General features: G+C 63.9%; 21 protein-coding genes. 10 read left to right on the forward strand and 11 right to left on the reverse strand.

Annotation, left to right across the window (positions count from 1 at the left end):
- Positions 1–43 precede the first annotated feature (43 nt).
- Positions 44–505: a PTS IIA-like nitrogen regulatory protein PtsN gene (gene ptsN / locus ACOIX3_RS00490; protein WP_016843543.1), complete on the forward strand. Its 462-nt coding sequence runs from the start codon at positions 44–46 to the stop codon at positions 503–505.
- Between the two features lie 117 nt (positions 506–622).
- On the opposite strand, the gene ACOIX3_RS00495 is transcribed toward ptsN, so the two are convergent.
- Complete coding sequence (locus tag ACOIX3_RS00495) at positions 623–1,228, reverse strand: TetR/AcrR family transcriptional regulator (RefSeq protein WP_420967915.1); 606 nt, start codon at positions 1,226–1,228, stop codon at positions 623–625.
- A gap of 364 nt (positions 1,229–1,592) precedes the next feature.
- On the opposite strand from ACOIX3_RS00495, the gene ACOIX3_RS00500 reads away from it, so the two are divergent.
- The 6 genes from ACOIX3_RS00500 to ACOIX3_RS00525 all read left to right on the forward strand — a co-directional run bounded on the left by ACOIX3_RS00500 (position 1,593) and on the right by ACOIX3_RS00525 (position 6,482).
- Positions 1,593–2,396 (forward strand): SDR family NAD(P)-dependent oxidoreductase, encoded by an 804-nt coding sequence (locus tag ACOIX3_RS00500; RefSeq protein ID WP_420967916.1) that lies wholly within the window; start codon positions 1,593–1,595, stop codon positions 2,394–2,396.
- 36 nt (positions 2,397–2,432) lie between these two features.
- Positions 2,433–3,563, forward strand: a complete 1,131-nt coding sequence (locus ACOIX3_RS00505) for a DUF5938 domain-containing protein (protein WP_420967917.1) — start codon at positions 2,433–2,435, stop codon at positions 3,561–3,563.
- A 143-nt stretch (positions 3,564–3,706) separates the two neighbouring features.
- Positions 3,707–5,245 (forward strand): AMP-binding protein, encoded by a 1,539-nt coding sequence (locus ACOIX3_RS00510; RefSeq protein ID WP_420967918.1) that lies wholly within the window; start codon positions 3,707–3,709, stop codon positions 5,243–5,245.
- Positions 5,246–5,524: 279 nt separating this feature from the next.
- Complete coding sequence (locus tag ACOIX3_RS00515; RefSeq protein WP_420967919.1) at positions 5,525–5,911, forward strand: hypothetical protein; 387 nt, start codon at positions 5,525–5,527, stop codon at positions 5,909–5,911.
- Positions 5,912–6,002: 91 nt separating this feature from the next.
- Positions 6,003–6,245, forward strand: a complete 243-nt coding sequence (locus ACOIX3_RS00520) for a hypothetical protein (RefSeq protein ID WP_176534631.1) — start codon at positions 6,003–6,005, stop codon at positions 6,243–6,245.
- A gap of 36 nt (positions 6,246–6,281) precedes the next feature.
- Positions 6,282–6,482 (forward strand): hypothetical protein, encoded by a 201-nt coding sequence (locus ACOIX3_RS00525; protein WP_420967920.1) that lies wholly within the window; start codon positions 6,282–6,284, stop codon positions 6,480–6,482.
- Between the two features lie 50 nt (positions 6,483–6,532).
- Here the strand turns inward: ACOIX3_RS00525 and ACOIX3_RS00530 are convergent, their stop codons facing one another.
- The gene (locus ACOIX3_RS00530) at positions 6,533–7,090 is read right to left on the reverse strand and encodes a cytochrome P460 family protein (protein ID WP_420967921.1); all 558 of its coding nucleotides are present in this window, start codon (positions 7,088–7,090) and stop codon (positions 6,533–6,535) included.
- A 263-nt stretch (positions 7,091–7,353) separates the two neighbouring features.
- On the opposite strand from ACOIX3_RS00530, the gene ACOIX3_RS00535 reads away from it, so the two are divergent.
- Both ACOIX3_RS00535 and ACOIX3_RS00540 read left to right on the forward strand, forming a co-directional pair.
- Positions 7,354–7,701: a DUF6665 family protein gene (locus ACOIX3_RS00535; protein ID WP_420967922.1), complete on the forward strand. Its 348-nt coding sequence runs from the start codon at positions 7,354–7,356 to the stop codon at positions 7,699–7,701.
- Positions 7,702–8,037: 336 nt separating this feature from the next.
- Complete coding sequence (locus tag ACOIX3_RS00540; RefSeq protein ID WP_420967923.1) at positions 8,038–9,369, forward strand: MFS transporter; 1,332 nt, start codon at positions 8,038–8,040, stop codon at positions 9,367–9,369.
- Positions 9,370–9,472: 103 nt separating this feature from the next.
- Here the strand turns inward: ACOIX3_RS00540 and ACOIX3_RS00545 are convergent, their stop codons facing one another.
- From ACOIX3_RS00545 to ACOIX3_RS00580, 8 genes are all read right to left on the reverse strand, one after another.
- The gene (locus tag ACOIX3_RS00545) at positions 9,473–9,739 is read right to left on the reverse strand and encodes a DUF1150 family protein (protein WP_092120817.1); all 267 of its coding nucleotides are present in this window, start codon (positions 9,737–9,739) and stop codon (positions 9,473–9,475) included.
- Between the two features lie 50 nt (positions 9,740–9,789).
- Positions 9,790–10,215, reverse strand: a complete 426-nt coding sequence (locus ACOIX3_RS00550) for an Hsp20 family protein (protein WP_092120814.1) — start codon at positions 10,213–10,215, stop codon at positions 9,790–9,792.
- Positions 10,216–10,385: 170 nt separating this feature from the next.
- Positions 10,386–11,468 (reverse strand): sn-glycerol-3-phosphate import ATP-binding protein UgpC, encoded by a 1,083-nt coding sequence (locus ACOIX3_RS00555; protein WP_420967924.1) that lies wholly within the window; start codon positions 11,466–11,468, stop codon positions 10,386–10,388.
- Positions 11,468–12,316: a sn-glycerol-3-phosphate ABC transporter permease UgpE gene (gene ugpE, locus ACOIX3_RS00560; protein WP_223971514.1), complete on the reverse strand. Its 849-nt coding sequence runs from the start codon at positions 12,314–12,316 to the stop codon at positions 11,468–11,470. Before ugpE ends, ACOIX3_RS00555 begins: the two co-directional genes overlap by 1 nt.
- Positions 12,316–13,197, reverse strand: a complete 882-nt coding sequence (gene ugpA / locus ACOIX3_RS00565; RefSeq protein WP_420967925.1) for a sn-glycerol-3-phosphate ABC transporter permease UgpA — start codon at positions 13,195–13,197, stop codon at positions 12,316–12,318. Before ugpA ends, ugpE begins: the two co-directional genes overlap by 1 nt.
- A gap of 62 nt (positions 13,198–13,259) precedes the next feature.
- Entirely contained in the window at positions 13,260–14,576 is a 1,317-nt protein-coding gene (gene ugpB, locus ACOIX3_RS00570) for a sn-glycerol-3-phosphate ABC transporter substrate-binding protein UgpB (protein WP_229168473.1), read from the reverse strand.
- A 262-nt stretch (positions 14,577–14,838) separates the two neighbouring features.
- Entirely contained in the window at positions 14,839–16,044 is a 1,206-nt protein-coding gene (locus ACOIX3_RS00575; protein ID WP_420967926.1) for a CaiB/BaiF CoA transferase family protein, read from the reverse strand.
- Between the two features lie 215 nt (positions 16,045–16,259).
- Positions 16,260–16,685: an organic hydroperoxide resistance protein gene (locus tag ACOIX3_RS00580; RefSeq protein ID WP_076863571.1), complete on the reverse strand. Its 426-nt coding sequence runs from the start codon at positions 16,683–16,685 to the stop codon at positions 16,260–16,262.
- A 172-nt stretch (positions 16,686–16,857) separates the two neighbouring features.
- Here ACOIX3_RS00580 and ACOIX3_RS00585 point away from each other — a divergent pair, with 172 nt between their 5' ends.
- The gene (locus ACOIX3_RS00585; RefSeq protein ID WP_420971940.1) at positions 16,858–17,319 is read left to right on the forward strand and encodes a MarR family winged helix-turn-helix transcriptional regulator; all 462 of its coding nucleotides are present in this window, start codon (positions 16,858–16,860) and stop codon (positions 17,317–17,319) included.
- Between the two features lie 10 nt (positions 17,320–17,329).
- On the opposite strand, the gene ACOIX3_RS00590 is transcribed toward ACOIX3_RS00585, so the two are convergent.
- A complete protein-coding gene (locus ACOIX3_RS00590; RefSeq protein WP_420967927.1) occupies positions 17,330–17,566 on the reverse strand; it encodes a GIY-YIG nuclease family protein in 237 nt (78 codons plus the stop codon).
- Positions 17,567–18,003: the final 437 nt, after the last annotated feature.

Raw genomic sequence — 18,003 nt, forward strand, 5'->3', positions numbered from 1 at the left:
CCTATTTCGCAACCTGACGGTTCATTCACCTCGGAACGTCCCAATGCCGATTACCGATTTGGTCGCACCCGAGGCGATTCTCCCGGCTTTGAAAGTCATCAGCAAGAAGCAGGCGCTGCAGGAACTCGCCGCGCGCGCTTCGGCTTTGACCGGGCAGAACGAACGCGCGATCTTCGAAGTGCTGCTGCAGCGCGAGAAGCTCGGCACCACGGCGGTCGGCTATGGCGTCGCCATTCCGCACGGCAAGCTGCCCAAGCTGGAGAAGCTGTTCGGCTTCTTCGCCCGCCTCGAGCGCCCGATCGATTTCGAGGCGATGGACGGCCAGCCGGTCGATCTGATCTTCCTGTTGCTCGCGCCGGAAGGCGCCGGCGCCGATCACCTCAAGGCGCTGGCGCGCATCGCCCGCCTGCTGCGCGACCAGGACGTCGCCAAGAAGCTGCGTGCCTCGCGCGACGCGCAGGCGATCTACTCGGTGCTCGCGCTGCCGCCGGCGAGCGCGGCGTAATCACCCGCATTCGCGAAGCCTTCATTCGCGCTACTGACATCAAGACATGGTTCGTTCGTCACGCGATGGCGCGCGATCCGTTGGCTTCATCCGGGCTGCGAAGCGTTCGCAATTCTCTCAACAGATCGTCGGCAGCAGACGGCGGACTTCGTCGAGCAGATCGGGGACGGCCTTCTCGTCGCTGGCGAGGTGCCTGAGCAGCGCGCTCTGGAACAGGCCGTCGAACAGCGCGTAGAGCGCAGCCGGAGACGATGCCGGCTTTCTGTTGCCGAGCTCTGCGTAGCGCGTGGCGATGCGCCAGATCATCGCTTCGAGGCTCTTGTCGATCTCGAGCACGTCTTTGCGAAACGCCGGCTCGAACATCGCCTGCGAGCGCAGATCGTACCAGAGCCGGTGCATGCGGGCTTCGTCCTGCAACGTCGCCGCGAGCTTGGCGAGGAAGCCTTCGGTCAATTCGTCGCGGCTTCGTGCCGTCGTCACCACCTCGTCGTAGCGCGTGACGCATTTCGCCTTGTAGTGACGGACGCAGCAGCAGATCAGATCGAGCTTGTCGCTGAAGTAGTAGTGAAACACGCCGTGCGTGAAGGCGGAGTTCTGCGCGATCTCGCGCAGGCTGGTGCGCGCGAAGCCGAGCTCGCCGAGCGTTTCCAGCGCGGCTTCCGCCAACTCGACGCGGCGTGCGTTGAACTTCTCGTCGCGCAGCGTCTCGGCTGCCACCGCCACGCGTTGGGCCGCTCCTGTCACTCGCGCCATCTCGTGCCTTTCCTGTCTCTTCCCTAGAGCAAACTTATACCGCGCGAACCGCGGCGCACTCCACCTCTTCACAATCATCCTCTTTGACACTTGTCAAATTCAGGCTTGACAAGTGTCAAGTTCCTGGACGAGGGTTGGCGAAATAATTTGGACAGCCGTCAAGACGGCTGACCTAACGACACCAAGGAGGAAATGCACCGCCGGGCGCGCCAACGCTGCGCCCCGCCGACGCCTGCCGCCACCACCAATGCGCTGAGAATCCGCTGACCGCCGGCCCGTGCTGCCGCCGGCCGCGGCACCGATCAAAATCATCAAGCAAAGGGAGGACTACGTCATGAGTGCGAAGAGCCTTGAAGGCAGGAAAGCCCTGGTCACCGGCGGCGCCCGGGGGATTGGCGCGGCGATCGCGCAGGCGCTGGCGCGGTCCGGCGCCGCGGTCATGATCGGCGATATCCTCGACGATGCCGGCAACGCCAGCGCCGCCGAGATCGCCAAGGCCGGGGTCAAAACCGGCTTCGTCAAGCTCGATGTCACCGACGACGCGCAATGGGAGCGGGCCGCCGCTGCGACGGTCGAAACGCTGGGCGGCTTCGACATCCTGATCAACAATGCCGGCATCGAGATCACCTCGCTGGTCGCCGATATCAAGGCCGAGGACGCGCGCCGCATGTGCGAGGTCAACATCGTCGGCACCGTGCTCGGCATGAAGCACGCCTTCCGCGCGATGCGGCCGGGCGGAGCCGCCGGCAAGGGCGGCGCGGTCGTCAACATCGCCTCGGTCGCGGCGACGATCGCCTTTCCGAGCATCGCTGTCTACTCCGGCACCAAATCCGCGGTCGATCGCATGACGCGGGTCGGCGCGATGGAAGCCGGCAAGCTCGGCTATGGGGTGCGGGTGAACTGCATCTATCCCGGCCTGATCCCGACCGACATGGGCCTGCAGCTCGCCAATGACATCGTGAAGATCGGTCTCGCGCCCGACGTCAACGCCGCCGTCGGCTCGGTGGTGGAGCAGACACCGCTCGGCAAGCTCGCCGAGGTCTCCGACATCGCCGACGCCGCGGTGTTCCTGTGCTCGAACGAGGCCCGCTTCATCACCGGCATCGGTCTGCCGGTCGATGGCGGCATGGGCATGTAGCAACAAAGCCGACAACACACATTTCGGAGGATCGCAATGAGCGAGAAGAAGCCCGTCATCGTCTATGGCGCTTCCGGCTACACCGGCCGGCTGGTCTGCGAATATCTGCGCGAGTACAACATCCCCTTCATCGCCGCCGGTCGCAGCGGCGAGAAGCTCAATGCCGCGATGAAGTCGAATGTGGCCGGCATCGAAACCGCCGACTACGAGGTGGTGACGGTGCCGCACACCGCGGCCGCGCTGACCGAATTGTTCAAGGGCGCCTCGGTCGTGCTCAACACCGTGGGTCCGTTCGCCAAGTTCGGCACCGAGGTGGTGCAGGCTTGCCTCGCTGCCAAGTGTCACTACACCGACACGACAGGCGAGCAGGACTGGCTGATCACGCTCGAACATGAGTTCGGCACGAAGTTCGCCAATGCCGGCCTGCTGCTCGCGCCGGGCATCGCGCAGATGTACACTACCGGCGAAATCGCTGCGCAGCTGTGCCTGGAAACGCCCGGCCTCGACACGCTGGATATCGCGGTGTTCTGGGGCGGCAGCCCGACCATCGCCTCGACGCAGACCATCCTGGTCAACGCTGCGATGGCCAAGGCCTACTACCTGGAGCAGAACAAGTATGTCGAGCATCAGCCCGATGCCGGCCTCTACAACCTCGCCATCCCCGGCCAGCACGAGCTGGCGCTGGCGCTGCCCTGGGGCGGCACCTCGCACCCGGTGTGGTTCAAGCGCGATCCGCGCGTCGCCAATGTGAAGGTGCTGGGCGGCGTGTTCAACCGCGCGCTGATGCTGGGCGTGCCGCAGATCGTCGCCGCCGCGCTGGAGGCGACCAAGGACATGAAGCCCGACGAGCGCTACGCCGCGTTGGCGCAGACCGCAGCCGGCGTCATGAACACCATGCCGCCGCGCGAGAACCCGCGCGTCAACAAGTCGTTGGATTCGGTGTACGCCTCCGGCCCGCTGGGGCGCGCGCACTGCGTGATCTACGGCAACAGCAACTACAAGCAGACCGGCATGCTGCAGGCCTTTGCCGCGGCGTATCTGCTGCAGCAGCCGCCCAAGCGCGTCGGCTTCGCCTCCGCCTGCCAGGCGTTCGGCCACCACGAGCTGCTCGGGCAATTGCGCAGCTTCGGCCTGGTCGGCAAGCCGGTCCTGACCGTGCACGATTGAGCTTGGGCCCCGATTGGCTCGGGGCCCAACACTCCGTTCCCTGAAGCGTTTTCGTCAAGCGGACCGGTATCCAATTGGCTCGAAAACGCCGCCTCCGCGGGTGACGCAGTCGCGCGTCACCCGCCTCTTGCGCGAGACCTGCCATGCGCTTCATCGATTATCTCGACAAGGGTGCCTCGCTCGGCGCCGACGCGCCGTGCCTCACCATGGACGGCCGCGACCTCAGCTATGGCGAGGTGCAGCGGCTGAGCTACCGGATCGCGCGCGGACTCGAGCGGTCGGGCATCGCGCCCGGCGAGAAGGTCGCGATCCTGTCCGGCAACGATCCGCTCGCCTTCGCCTGCGTGTTCGGCATCTCGCGCGCCGCTGCGGTGTGGTGTCCGATCAATCCGCGCAACGAGGCGACCGAGAACAAGTTCATCCTCGACCAGTTCGACTGCAGCCTGTTGCTGTTTCATTCGAGCTTCGCGCCGATGGTCGAAGCCGTGAGGCAGGATCTGCCCAAGCTGCGCGCGCTGGTCTGCCTCGATACCGAACTGCCGTTCGCGCCGTCATTCGACCGCTGGCTCGGCGGTCTCGCCGATGATGGCTATCAGCGCGACACGATCGACGATCTCGCGATGATCCCGGGCACCGGCGGCACCACCGGCAAGCCCAAGGGCGTAATGCTCTCCGGCCGTAACATCGAGGCGATGACCGCGCTGACCCTGATGGGCTACCCGTTCAAAGGGCGCCCGATCTATTTGGCGCTGGCGCCGCTGACCCATGCCGCCGGTGTGCTTTGCTTTCCGATCATGACGCTCGGCGGCCGCGTCGTGATCATGCACCACCCAGACATCGGCGAGTATCTGGCGCTGATCGAGCGCTATCGCGTCACGCATACGTTCCTACCGCCGACCGTGATCTACATGCTGCTCGATCATCCCGGGCTCGATGCAGCCGATCTCACCTCGCTGCAATGCTTCTGGTACGGCGCGGCACCGATCTCGGCGACGCGGCTCGCCGAGGCCCTGAAGCGGATCGGGCCGATGGCGCAGCTGTTCGGCCAGACCGAGGCGCCGATGATGATCTCGATGATGGCGCCGGCCGATCACTACAATGCAGACGGCACCATCGCGATGGAGCGCCTTGCCTCCGCCGGGCGGATCGGCCCGCTGGTGCAGGCCGGCATCATGGATGGCGACGGCAAGCTGTTGCCCGCGGGATTGCGCGGCGAGATCGTGGTGCGCGGTTCGCTTGTCATGGAAGGCTACTACAAGAACCCGGAGGCCACGCGTGAGGCCTCGGCGCATGGCTGGCACCACACCGGCGATATCGGCTACATCGACGGCGACGGCTACCTCTACATCGTCGACCGCGCCAAGGACATGATCATCACCGGCGGCTTCAACGTCTACTCGATCGAGGTCGAGAACGCGTTGCGCGCCCACGCGGCGGTGCAGGATTGCGCTGTCATCGGGCTGCCCGACGACAAATGGGGCGAGCGCATCGTCGCCGTGGTGCAGCCGCGCGCCGGCCAAACCGTCGATGCGACGGCGCTGGCCGCGTTCGTCAAGCAGCAGGTCGGCAGCATCAAGACGCCGAAGCAGATCGAGGTCTGGGACGATCTGCCGCGTTCCAAGGTCGGCAAGGTGCTGAAGCCGGACATCCGCGCGCGCTTGACGGAGCGTTCGGGCGGCTAGGGCGGCGCTTGATGGTGACGCTGGGGACCTGACGCTGTTGCCGCATCGGGTTTAAACGCTCGCTATTCGCCGGCCTTGAGCGTAGAGTCGCGTCATCACCGCCCATCCACGGCATCCACCGGTGACTGAGGGTAACGTAGGGCTCCCGCCAACAGATGAGGAGCATACGTGTCTGGATTTCGTCTGGCCGATTGGATCGTGCCGCCGGTGATCGTTCCCCTGTTTCTTCTGCTCCTGGTGGCCGCTGCCGCCGTCCTGCATGGATAAGGCGACGCAACCATGAATTCGGCAGCGCCGGCGGTTGGCCACGCCAGGCCGGCGCCTGATGTAGCCGGCAATTCGCAAGCGCGCAGCCGGCGCACAACCCAAAATCATGAAATGCTTGGTGTGATGATCGCCCGGAAAGGCACCTGTATGAAAGCGCTGCTATTTGCCGCGGTTGCGGCCGGCCTGATTGCACAAGGCGCGTTCGCCGCCGAACCGGCCTGCCACAAGATCGAAGGCACGGTCGGTCGTCTCGCCTGCTACGATGCCGCGTTCCCTCCGACGGTCAAGAAGCCTCCGGCCATCGATAGCAACGCGCCGCGATCCGAATATAAAGACCCGTTGATCGCGGAAGAGGCCCGCCTTGCGGCGAAGCTGAAAAACATCTGTCGCGGCTGTTGAGATTCGCGACGAGATACGCGAGTGGCCGGCGACGAGCGCATCGCTTCGTCCTTGGCGTCACCGCGTCCGGTGGCCGGCGGAAGGAGCCTTGATGGCAAGCGAAACGACCTACGTCGTGCAGGCGTTCAACGCCGGCAAGGGCGGGCATCTCAAGCCGGACCCTCCGATCGTCTGCAAGACGGCAAATGGCGCACTGCGAACGGCAGAGCGCCTGGCGTTGAGCAAGCTCGCCGTCGTTGCATTCTCGTCCACCGGCGATCCCGAAATGGGTGACTATGATGACGAGCCGATGGTCTTCTTCCGGAAAGGCGATCTTCCGGCGGTGTTCGGCTAAAGGCCCGATTGCGAAAGCTACGCAGGGAGAACCCGGATGAGCGAGCGACTCGAAACGCTGAAGAAAGCCCGTGATCGCATGATGGAGGAGAGGGACGCGCATGCGAAAGTGCTGGCCGCTCCGTTCGATCGTGACAAGGCCGAGCGGGCCCGCAGCAAGTTCGTCGAGGTTCAGGCCTTGGTCGAAGCCCTGGACCGCGCCATCAGCGCGGGGGACTCCGTTTCAGCAAGGGACTGAAGCCCGAAACCGCGCGCGGCTGACGGAGCGCCAGCTCGCGCGATCGGCGTTCACCTCTTGCCGTATTCGGTGAACACGTAATCGCGGTTTTGCACCACGGTGTGGCAGGCATAGCCGCACTTCGCGTCGTTCTCCTGTGGCGGATTGTCCGCCGTGGTGGCCGGCCTGAACACATCCGACGCCGCATCATACTCGAACGCGCCGTATCCCCATCCGCCGCTATCTGCGAACCGCTTGCTATCCTTTAGCATGAAGTCGACGTCGTGTTGGGCGCCCGGCACCGTCGGCTGACCGGGATACGCCTCCTGCTTTTTCGGGATCCAATGAATCTTCGCCATCCTGGCGCCATCCGGGAACGGCTTGCCATTGCCGGGCACGCCCTCGCGGTAGGCGCCGATCATCGCGGGATTGCCCAGGATCACGGCGATGACGCCTTCGTTCTCGCTGATCGCGATCACCGACCAGTCCTCGTATCCCCTGAACTCGGAGAACGCGAGCCCACCAGGCACTTGCAGACTGTATTTGTCCTGCGCGGAAATCGCGACACCGGTCGCGAGGACGGAAATCGACACCGAAGCAACGAGATTGATCAGCGAGCTCTTCCGCATGGTCGTATCTCCCTCTATCGATTTGGCGGCCGATAATTTCTTGCTGGAAATTCCTCCTATCGCGTTGCCTGCTCCGAGGCTCAGGACTGCGCGGACCGTTGGTCACGGGAACGAATTACAGCATGGAATGGCGCGGAGCGAAATGGGGCCGCTGCAATGGTTCGCGGCCCGAAGCACCGGCGTGAGCGCCTATTGACAACCGTCCCATCGCGCCAGAAGACTCAAGGGCGCATCGTCGTGCATGCGACCCTAGGGGATAACCGATGTCCCTCGACTTTCGCTTCCATCGCACTCCCGTCGACGTTCTCGCTTACGAGCTCGCCGAGGAGAAAGCCTCCGCACTCGGACGGATGGGCCGCGCGCTGGAACAGGCTCTCGCCAAGCTGCGCGAGTTCGATGCTGCCCATCCGCGCGCTGAAGCACCCGTGTCCGCACAACAGACGCGGCGCATCCTGGTGCGGGAAGCCGGCCATGCGCTCTGGATGTTCGTGGTGCAGCGGGAGGCTTGCGGCATGCGCGACAGCCGCGCGATCATGCGCACCTACAGCGTGCCCGGCGAAGTGCAGCACTGCATGGGGCCGCTGCTCGGCGCGTCGACCGCATCGCCATAAAGGCGCGGGCCGCCACTGCGCTGCAGCAGTGGTCGACGAAAAGTCCGACGGCGGGTGCCACAGACCAAGGTCGAATTTACCAAGCGGGCCGAAGGACTAGATTTCGGATTGCAAGACCGTGTCATGAGGGATGTCGTACTCCCGCGATGGCGATCGGTTAGGCCGCGCGCAATCCAGGACCGGCGTCCTTAAGGCCTGCATGGGCACGCCCCGCGCATTTGCGGCCCTGCCCCAACCAAACAAATAACCGGGCATCGATACCGCCTTCCACTGCCGTGGACGGTGGATGGAACGCATTCCAGATGGCCCGAACATGTCGGGCCAGGGAGATGTACAATGACGACATTGGACATTGCAGTCGCCCCGCTCCCGGAAGCCGAGCATCATGCGCAATTGCGTCGCGCATTGATTGCCAGCACGGTAGGCACCACCATCGAATGGTACGACTTTCTGCTCTACAGCACGGTGACCGGCCTGGTCTTCGGCAAGCTGTTCTTTCCGAAGTCCGACCCTCTGGTTGGCGTGCTGGAGGCATTCGCCATCTACACGGTGGGCTTCATTGCGCGGCCGATCGGTGCCGCGATCTTCGGCCACTTTGGCGATCGCATCGGCCGCAAGGCGACGCTGATCGCCACGCTGCTGTTGACCGGGCTCGCCACCGCGGCGGTCGGCCTCGTCCCCACCTATGACCAGATCGGCATCTGGGGTGCCGTCATCCTGACCGTCATCCGCTTCATCCAGGGTGTGGGCGTCGGTGGCGAGTGGGGTGGTTCGGTGCTGCTCTCGATGGAGTGGGCGCGAACCAATCAGCACCGCGGCTTCATCACCTCGTGGCCGCAGCTCGGCGGTCCCGCCGGGTTGCTGCTGGCAAATATCGCGGTGCTGGCGTTCAGCCGAATCTCCGGCGACCAGTTCCTGGTCTGGGGCTGGCGCATCCCGTTCCTGCTCAGCCTCGTGATGATCGCGATCGGGCTCTACATCCGGCTCGGCATCATGGAGACGCCGACGTTCCGGCGGATCGTGGCCGAGAATCGCGTCGCGCGCGTCCCGGTGATCGAGGTGATCAAGCGCCAGCCGCGGTCGATCATTCTCGCGGCGCTGGCGCGGATGGCCGAACAGGCACCGGCCTACATCTATCTCGCCTTTGTGTTCGCCTACGGCACCCAGGTCATCCATCAAGACCGCGACTTCCTGCTGATCTGCCTGATCTGTGCCGGTCTCGTCTCGCTCGTCACCATCCCGCTGGCCGGGCACCTTTCGGATCGCATCGGGCGCAAGCGGATGTATCTGATCGGCTCGGTCCTGACCGGGCTGTTCGGCTTCGCCTATTTCGGCCTGCTGAACACGGCGGAGCCGGCGCTGATCTTCATCGCCATCGTGATGTCATTCGTGCCGCACGACCTGATGTATGGTCCGCAAGCGGCGCTGATCGCCGAATGCTTCACGCCGCGGCTGCGCTACAGCGGCTGCTCGATCGGCTACCAGCTGTCCTCGGTCATATCAGGCGGACCGGCACCGTTGATCGCCACCGCGCTGCTGGCCGCCACCGGCTCGGGCTACGTGATCGCGCTCTACATCCTGTTCTGCGCGGTGGTCAGCATTGTCGCGACCGCCATGATGCCCGACTACACCAACAAGGACATTTCCGAGGAGCACGACAGGCCCTGATGGAGTGATCCAAACGACATCCGCAAAAAAATGCGCGGGCCGCCTCGATCGGTGTCGAGGCATGCCCGCGCATTGAACTCGCGGATGCTGAATCAGCCTTGCGTCAGTGGACGCTGACGGCCTGCAGCTCGTTGCTCCAGGCGTTCGCGATCGCGGCTTCGCGGCTGTCGGTCAGCATGATCGGCGTGCCGTCGGCGGCATGCAGTGCGAACAGCTTGAGGCCCGGCGCGATCTTCGGCGCCTGCGGAAAGAGATCCGGGACGTCCTCGGAGCGGACCTGCTTCACATAGGCGATATGGCCCTCGCCCAGATGGGCCAGCGCTTCCGGCGTGACGCTCTCGGACTGGTAGATGATATTGGCTTCACTCATGGTCTCGACTCCTCAGTCAGATAAGCGGTCGAGTCCGCTCGTTGTTTCTATTATTCGTGTTCATTGATAGCGATTGTCTTAACGACCCGTTCAGGTTCCGGCCTGGCGAGGTCTATCGACAACAACCCGTTCTTCAGATCCGCGCCCAGCACCTGCATCCCCTCCGCCAGCACGAAGGTGCGCTGGAAGTGGCGCGCGGCGATGCCGCGATGGATGTATTGCCGAGCCTTGTCGTCCTGCTGGCGGCCGCGGATGACGAGCTGATTTTCCTCAATAGTTACATCGAGTTGGTCGCGGGTGAAGCCCGCCACCGCCAACGTGATGCGCAACCGCTCGGGCTGTCCGTTGGTACGGTCGCACCGCTCGATATTGTACGGAGGATAGCCGTCAGCGCCCTTCACGACGCGGTCGAGCGCACGCTCGATCTCGTCGAATCCCAGAAGGAACGGACTGGACAACGATGGAACACGAGACATTACAAAGTCCTCTCGAAGCGACTTTGAGGGGCCCTTGCGGCACCCCATGCAACCGGCGGGCCGTGTGGCTTCCGGTCAGTGAGGGATATGGGGGCGATCTGGATAGCGTTCAAGCAGCCCCGAAACCAGCCTAAACGCCCGCAACATGGAGGGAAATTCTTCCCGATCGGTTACGGGCCGACGCGCTTGCGGCCGTCAGCGGTAAAAAGATGCAGTTTGTCGCGCGGCGCGACCGCCCGGATCTGCTCGCCGATCGCAGGCCCCGTGGCGCCGGGAATCCGGACGATCACTTCGCCCGGTGGCAGCTCGCCCGGATTGGCGGCGATGGCCCGTTCCTCGCGCTGGCGGCTGCCATAGACGAATGTCTCGGCGCCGACATGCTCGATCGCCTCGACCGTCAGGCCGAGCGCGACGCCGCCGGAGGCGGTCTCGCCGGTGATCACGAAATCCTCCGGCCGGATGCCGACGATGCCGGCGCCATCGGCGCCCGCGATCTGGGATTGCAGCTCGTCCGAGCGCAGCGGCATCAGGTTCATCGGCGGCGCGCCGATGAAGGAGGCGACGAAGGTGGTCGCCGGCTTCTGATAGATCTCCAGGGGATTGCCGATCTGCTCGACCTGGCCGCCATTCATGACCACGAGGATGTCGGCGAGCGTCATCGCCTCGAGCTGGTCGTGGGTGACGTAGATCGAGGTGGTGTTGAGCCGGCGCTGCAGCTTGCGGATCTCGACCCGCATCGCGATACGCAGCTTGGCGTCGAGGTTCGACAGCGGCTCGTCGAACAGGAAGACCTTCGGCTGGCGCACGATGGCACGGCCCATCGCGACGCGCTGGCGCTGGCCGCCGGAGAGCTGCCGCGGCTTGCGCTCCAGCATCGGCGAGAGCTCGAGCACGCGCGCGGCTTCCTCGACGCGGGTCTTGACCTCGGCTTCGGCCATGCCGCGGTTGCGCAAGCCGTAGGCCATGTTGTTGTAGACGCTCATATGCGGATAGAGCGCGTAGTTCTGGAACACCATCGCGATGTCGCGATCGGCGGGCTCGATCTGGTTGACGATGCGGCCGCCGATGTCGATCTCGCCGCCGGTGATGGTCTCGAGCCCCGCGACCATGCGGAGCAGCGTGGACTTGCCGCAGCCGCTTGGGCCGACCAGTACGCAGAACTGGCCGTCGCCGACGTCGACATCGACGCCCTTGATGGCCTCGAAGCCGCCGGGATAGGTCTTGCGGACGCTGCGCAGCGTGACGTTAGCCATTACTTTTCCGTCTCCACCAATCCGCGCACGAACAGTTTCTGCATCACGACGACGACGAAAACCGGCGGCAGCATCGCGAGCAGCGCGGTCGCCATCACCACAGGCCATTCGGTCAGCGCGTCCGTCGTGGTGATCATCTTGCGGATGCCGACCTGGATGGTCTGCATGTCGTCGCGCGTGGTGATCAAAAGCGGCCAGAGATACTGATTCCAGCCGAGGATGAAGAGGATCACGAACAGCGCGGCCATGTTGGTGCGCGACAGCGGCAGCAGCGTATCCCAGAAGAAGCGGAACGGGCCCGCCCCGTCGATGCGCGAGGCCTCCAGCAACTCGTCCGGCACGGTCATGAAGAACTGCCGGAACAGCAGCGTCGCGGTGGCCGAGGCGATCAGCGGCAGCGACAGGCCGGCATAGCTGTCGAGCAGATGCAGGTCGGCGACGATCTTATAGGTCGGATAGATGCGCACCTCGACCGGAAGCATCAAGGTGATGAAGATGATCCAGAAGATCGCCATCCGGAACGGAAATCGGAAATAGACGATCGCGTAGGCCGAGATGATCGAGATCGCGATTTTGCCGACCGCGATCAACAGCGCCATGATCAGCGAATTCAGCATCATGTTGAGCACCGGCTCGCGGGTCGAGCCGCTCGTGCCGACAAACAGCGTCTGATAGTAGGTCTCGAAGAAATGGCCGCCTGGCAACAGCGACATCTGGCCGTTGGCGATGACGGCGTTGTCCTGGGTTGAGGCGACGATCGCCAGATAGACCGGGAAGGCGACGATCGCGATCCCGATCCACAGGATGGCGTGAGCCAGATAGCGCTGGAAGCCTTCCTCCTCGACCATCAGTAGGTCACCTTGCGTTCGACGAAGCGGAACTGGATTCCCGTCAGCAAGACGACGATGACCATCAGGATGACCGACTGTGCCGCGGAGGAGCCGAGATTGCCGCCGAGCAGGCCATCCGTATAGACCTTGTAGACCAGCGTTTCGGTCGCCTTGCCGGGGCCGCCGCGGGTCATCGTGTCGATGATGCCGAAGGTGTCGAAGAAGGCGTAGACGATGTTGATCACCAGGAGGAAGAAGATGGTCGGCGACAGCAGCGGGAAGATCACGGTCCAGAACCGCCGCATCGGGCGAGCGCCGTCGATCGCGGCGGCCTCGATCACGCTCTTCGGGATGCTCTGCAGCCCGGCAAGGAAGAACAGGAAATTGTAGGAGATCTGCTTCCAGGCCGCGGCGAGGATGATCAGGGCCGCCGCCTGGTCGCCGTCGAGCAGCGGATTCCAGTCAACGCCCATCGCGCGCAGATAGCGCGACAGCACGCCGAGCGAGGGGTGCAGCATGAACACCCAGAGCACGCCGACCACCGGCGGGGCGACGGCATACGGCCAGATCAGCAGCGTGCGGTAGAGCGTCGAGCCGCGCAGCGGCTTGTCGGCCATCACCGCGAGCAGCAGCGCGAACGACAACGAGGACACCGCGATCGCGAGCGAGAACGCGAAGGTTCGGACGATCGCCGCGAAATAGGCCGGGTCCTTGAACAATTCGAGATAGTTCTCGAACCACACGAAGGTGGTCGAAAGGCCGAAAGCGTCCTGCAGCAGGAAGGATTGGATCACCGCCTGCGCGGCCGGCCAGTAGAAAAAGATCAGAACGATCGCGAGTTGCGGGGCAACCAGCGCGTAAGGCAACAGCTTTGATTGGAAAATCGATTGCTTTTGCATGATCTCGGCAAAATGGCAGGCCGCTTGTCGCGGCCTGCCGGTTGAGGTCTCAAGACATCATGTCAGTGGACGGCGGTCTTTTCAAACTGCCGCAGCATCTGGTTGCCGCGCTCGACGGCCGAGTCCAGCGCCTGCTTGGCGGTCTTCTTGCCGGCCAGCGCCTGCTCGATCTCTTCCGACCACATGTCGCGCAGCTGCACCATGTTGCCGAGGCGCAGACCGCGGGAATTCTCGGTCGGCTCCTTGTTGGTGAGCTCGAGCAGCGGCGTTTCCAGATAGGGCTGGTCCTTGTAGAAGCCCTCTTCCTTGGCCTTGGCGTAGGCTGCCTTGGTGATCGGCAGATAGCCCGAGGCCTTGTGGATCCAGATCTGGCGATCGGTGTCCGAGAGGAAGGTCAGGAACTTGGCCACGCCCTTGTATTCCTCAGCGGACTTGCCGCCCATCACCCAGAGCGAGGCGCCGCCGATGATCGAGTTCTGCGGTGCGCCCTTGGCGTCGGGATAATAGGGCATCGGCGCGGCGGTGAAGTTGAACTTGGCCTGCGCCTTGACGTTGCCGAAGAAGGCCGACGAGGTCAGGTAGATCGGGCATTCGCCCGCGGTGAAGCGGCCTTCGCCGGTGTTGGTGCGGCCGGCGTAGTCGTAGGTCTTGTCCTTCTGCAGCTCGACCAGGTTCTCGAGATGCTTGACCTGCAGCGGGCCGTTGAATTCGAGCACGGTGTCGAAGCCGTCGAGGCCGTTGGCCTTGCTGGCGAGCGGCACGTTGTGCCAGGCCGAGAGCTGCTCGAGATTGACCCAGGTCACCCACGAGCCGGAGAAGCCGCAGGTGGTGTAGCCCGCCGCCTTCAGTTTCTTGGCGTCCTCGAACACCTGCGGCCAGGTCTTCGGGATCTCCGCGATGTTGGCCTTCTTCAGCGCATCGAGATTGACCCACATCACGGTCGACGACGAGTTGAACGGGAACGACAGCATCTCGCCCTTCGAGGTCGAGTAGTAGCCGGTGATCGCAGGCAGATAGACGCTCGGATCGAACTTCTCGCCGGCGTCGGCCATCAGCTTGTAGACCGGTTTGACGGCGCCGGTGGCGGCCATCATCGTCGCGGTGCCGACCTCGAACACCTGCATGATGTGCGGCGCGTTGCCGGCGCGGAATGCGGCGATGCCGGCGTTCATGGTGTCGGCGTAGCCGCCCTTGTAGGTCGGGATCACCTTGTAGTCGGACTGCGAGGTGTTGAAGTCGTTGGCCAGCTTGACGATGACATCGTTGTTGGCGCCGGTCATCGCGTGCCACCACTGAATTTCCGTCACTGCAAACGCAGGCGACGCGAATACAAGCGTGGCAGCGGCTGCCGCAGCAGCGCCGAGTCGTCTGAAAATCATCAAAAGCCCCTCCGGTTGGAACACCATCTTTCGTTGCGCGCGTTATCAGCGCCGGATGACGTTCAAATGACCGTATAAACGAAAGCCATGGTACGGGGGAAGCCGAAGCAAAGGGAAGCGGTAAAAAAGGCGGAGAACGCAGCCGCGAGCGTGCGGTGCAATGCCGGACGCGACGTTGCACCGCAGGGGCGATGTGTTGTCTTGATGCGAGCGGTGCCCATCCCGCATCACGTGCCGGACGGGCTTTGCTTCGAATGCGCTGTTAGCGCTTGCGCTGGGGACCGCAGACCACGCCCTTGTCGACCAGGCCGTTGATCTCATCCTTGGAGTAGCCGAACTCACCGAGTACTTCCGCAGCGTGCTGGCTGAACTTCGGTGGTGTGCGGCGCAGGCTCGGCTTGGTGCGTTCGAGCCGGATCGGCGAGGCGACGCCCTTGTACCAATCCTTCTCGATGACGTCGCCGCGATGGATGGTGTGCGGGTTGGTCAGCGCCTGGTCGATCTTCTGCACGGGACCGGCCGGCAGGCCGGCGGCGAGCAGCCGGTTGCACAGCGGCTCGGCCTCGTGCTGGCTGAACACCGCGGCAAGCTCGGCCCGCAGCGCATCGCGGTTGGCGATGCGGTCCTTGTTGCGGGCAAAGCGCGGATCGGTGCCGAGCTCGGGCTTGCCGATCTCCTTGGCGAGCTTGCGGAAGGTGCCGTCATTGCCGACGCCGATGAAGATGTTGTCGGTCTTGGTCGGGAAGATCGCGTAAGGCACGAGGTTCGGATGCTCGTTGCCGGTGAGCTGTGGCGGCTTGCCGTGCATGAAATAGTTCGCGGTGTGCGGATGCATGATCGCAAGCCCGGTCTCGTACAGCGTGGTCTCGATGAACTGGCCGAGCCCGGAGCGTTGCCGCTCCGATAGCGCCATCAGGATGCCGATCGCCGCATACAGCCCGGTCGTGATGTCGACCAGCGGCACGCCGATGCGCATCGGGCCGCTCTCCGGCGAGCCGGTCGCCGCGATCATGCCGGTCATCGCCTGGATGATCGCGTCATAGCCGGGATTGCCGCCGCGCGGGCCGTCGGCGCCGAAGCCGGAGATCCGGCAATGCACGAGGCGCGGAAATTTCGCGCGCAGCACGTCGTTGCCGATGCCCCATTTGTCGAGCGTGCCCGGCTTGAAGTTCTCGATCAGCACGTCGGCGGTATCGAGCATCTTCATCAGCACCGCGCGTCCGCCCTCGGAGGCGAGGTCGAGGCCGATCGAGCGCTTGTTGCGGTTGATGCCGACGAAATAGGCCGCGTCTTCCTCATGGAAGGGAGGGCCCCAGTCGCGCACCTCGTCGCCGGCGGGCGGCTCGACCTTGATCACGTCGGCGCCGTGGTCGGCAAGGATCTGGGTGCAATACGGGCCGCCGAGCACGCGCGTCAGATCGATCACGCGCAGTCCGGTCATCGCGCCCGTAGCCGCTGGGGTATTCATGGAAACAACCTTCGCTCAGTTGGGATCGGAAATCCCAGAGCTAACGGTCTTCAGGCGAGGCAGCAATGCTTCCGTCGGCGCAGGCCCATGCAGCAGGCGGCGCGTGCGTTCGCCAAGCGAACTGAAAAGAGCGAACTGGCATCTGCAATGCAATGCTCTCTTGAAATGCAATAGTCCGCCACGCGGGACGTGGCGGACTATCGGCAGTCGGTGAGTTAGACGACGCTCAGCTTGACGTCGACATTGCCGCGGGTCGCGTTGGAATACGGGCACACATGGTGGGCCTTCTCGACCAGCGCTTCGGCGTCGGCGCGGGACAGGCCGGGCAGCGAGACGGCGAGGTCAACGGCAAGGCCGAAGCCGCCTTCCGAGCGCGGGCCGATGCCGACCGTCGACGTCACCGAGGCGTCGGCGGGAACCTTGGGGCCGCCCTGGGAGGCCACGAACTTCATGGCGCCGATGAAGCAGGCGGCATAGCCGGCTGCGAACAGCTGCTCCGGATTGTTGCCGGCGCCACCGCCGCCACCGAGCTCCTTCGGGGTCGTGAGCTTGACGTCGAGCGCGCCGTCGAGCGTTGCCGCATGGCCGTCGCGGCCGCCGGTTGCCTTGGCGCTGGTCTTGTAGAGCACGTTCACAGACATCGTGGTCTCCCTTGGGTTTGGACTTCAGTTCGAATTCAGCGATCGATGTGTTGCATGCAATTGGATTGCGTGCAATATAATTTATGCGGCCTCACATTTAATTGTTCGCAATTGAATTCGCGGTCCCGTGAGCCCAGAATGACCCGGAAACGAGATGGATTCGATGGGAATCATGGTCAGGAAACAGACGGCGGCGGATCAGGCGCTGCGGCTCGATAACCAGATCTGCTTTGCGGTCTATTCGACCGCGCACGCCTTCAACCGCGTCTACAAGCCGCTGCTCGATAGGCTCGGGCTGACCTATCCGCAGTATCTGGTGATGCTGGCGCTGTGGGAGCGTGACGACGTGCCGGTGAAGGATCTCGGCGAGCGCCTGTTCCTGGATTCCGGCACGCTGACGCCGCTGCTGAAGCGGCTGGAAGCGGCGGAACTGATCAAGCGGACCCGCAGCACCGAAGACGAGCGGGTCGTGCTGATCGCGCTGACGCCGCAGGGCCACGCGCTGCGTGAAAAGGCCAAGGCCGTTCCGCAGTCGATCCTGGCGGCCTCCGACTGCACGGTCGGTGAGTTGATGACGATGAAGGATGAGATCGTCGCACTGCGCGACCGGCTCAATGCGGTGCTGGGGGAGTAGGGGGCGGCGGTTACAGGCGCTTCTTGGCGAAGGCGCGGCCGGATGCGGACTTCAGATATCTTTCAAAAGCGACAGCCTGCTTCTCGTCGCTGAAGGCAACGTACGCCTTGAGGCGCCAAGGTCCATATTTGGATGTATGGGGTACTTCGCCGGCATTGTGCTTAGCCAGTCGAGCCCGGAGGTCGTCTGTGAGCCCGACATAGAAGTGCAGGCAATCAAGGCTTTCGAGAATGTAGACGTATTTCATCTGGCCCCCCGCGGTTGATGGGGCGGATGCTAACGCATTTGAATTTCGGTGAGAGCCCGGCTTCGCCCTTCGGGCTACGCCGGGGCAGCCTTCACTCTCACTCGCATCGCTACGATGGATTTTCCGGGCTTGCCGAGCCGAAGCTCGCGAAGCGAGCGAAGGCTGGGCTGATGCTAACGCATTTGAATTTCGGTGAGAACCCGGCTTCGCCCTTCGGGGCTACGCCGCGGCAGCCTTCACTCACTTCGCTACGATGGATTTTCCGGGCTTGCCGAGCCGTAGCTCGCGAAGCGAGCGAAGGCTGGGGTGATGCTAACGCATTTGAATTTCGGTGAGAGCCCGGCTTCGCCCTTCGGGGCTACGCCGCGGCAGCCTTCACTCACTTCGCTACGATGGATTTTCCGGGCTTGCCGAGCCGTAGCTCGCGAAGCGAGCGA

Source organism: Bradyrhizobium sp. B120, from assembly GCF_049075665.1.
GTDB lineage: Bacteria > Pseudomonadota > Alphaproteobacteria > Rhizobiales > Xanthobacteraceae > Bradyrhizobium.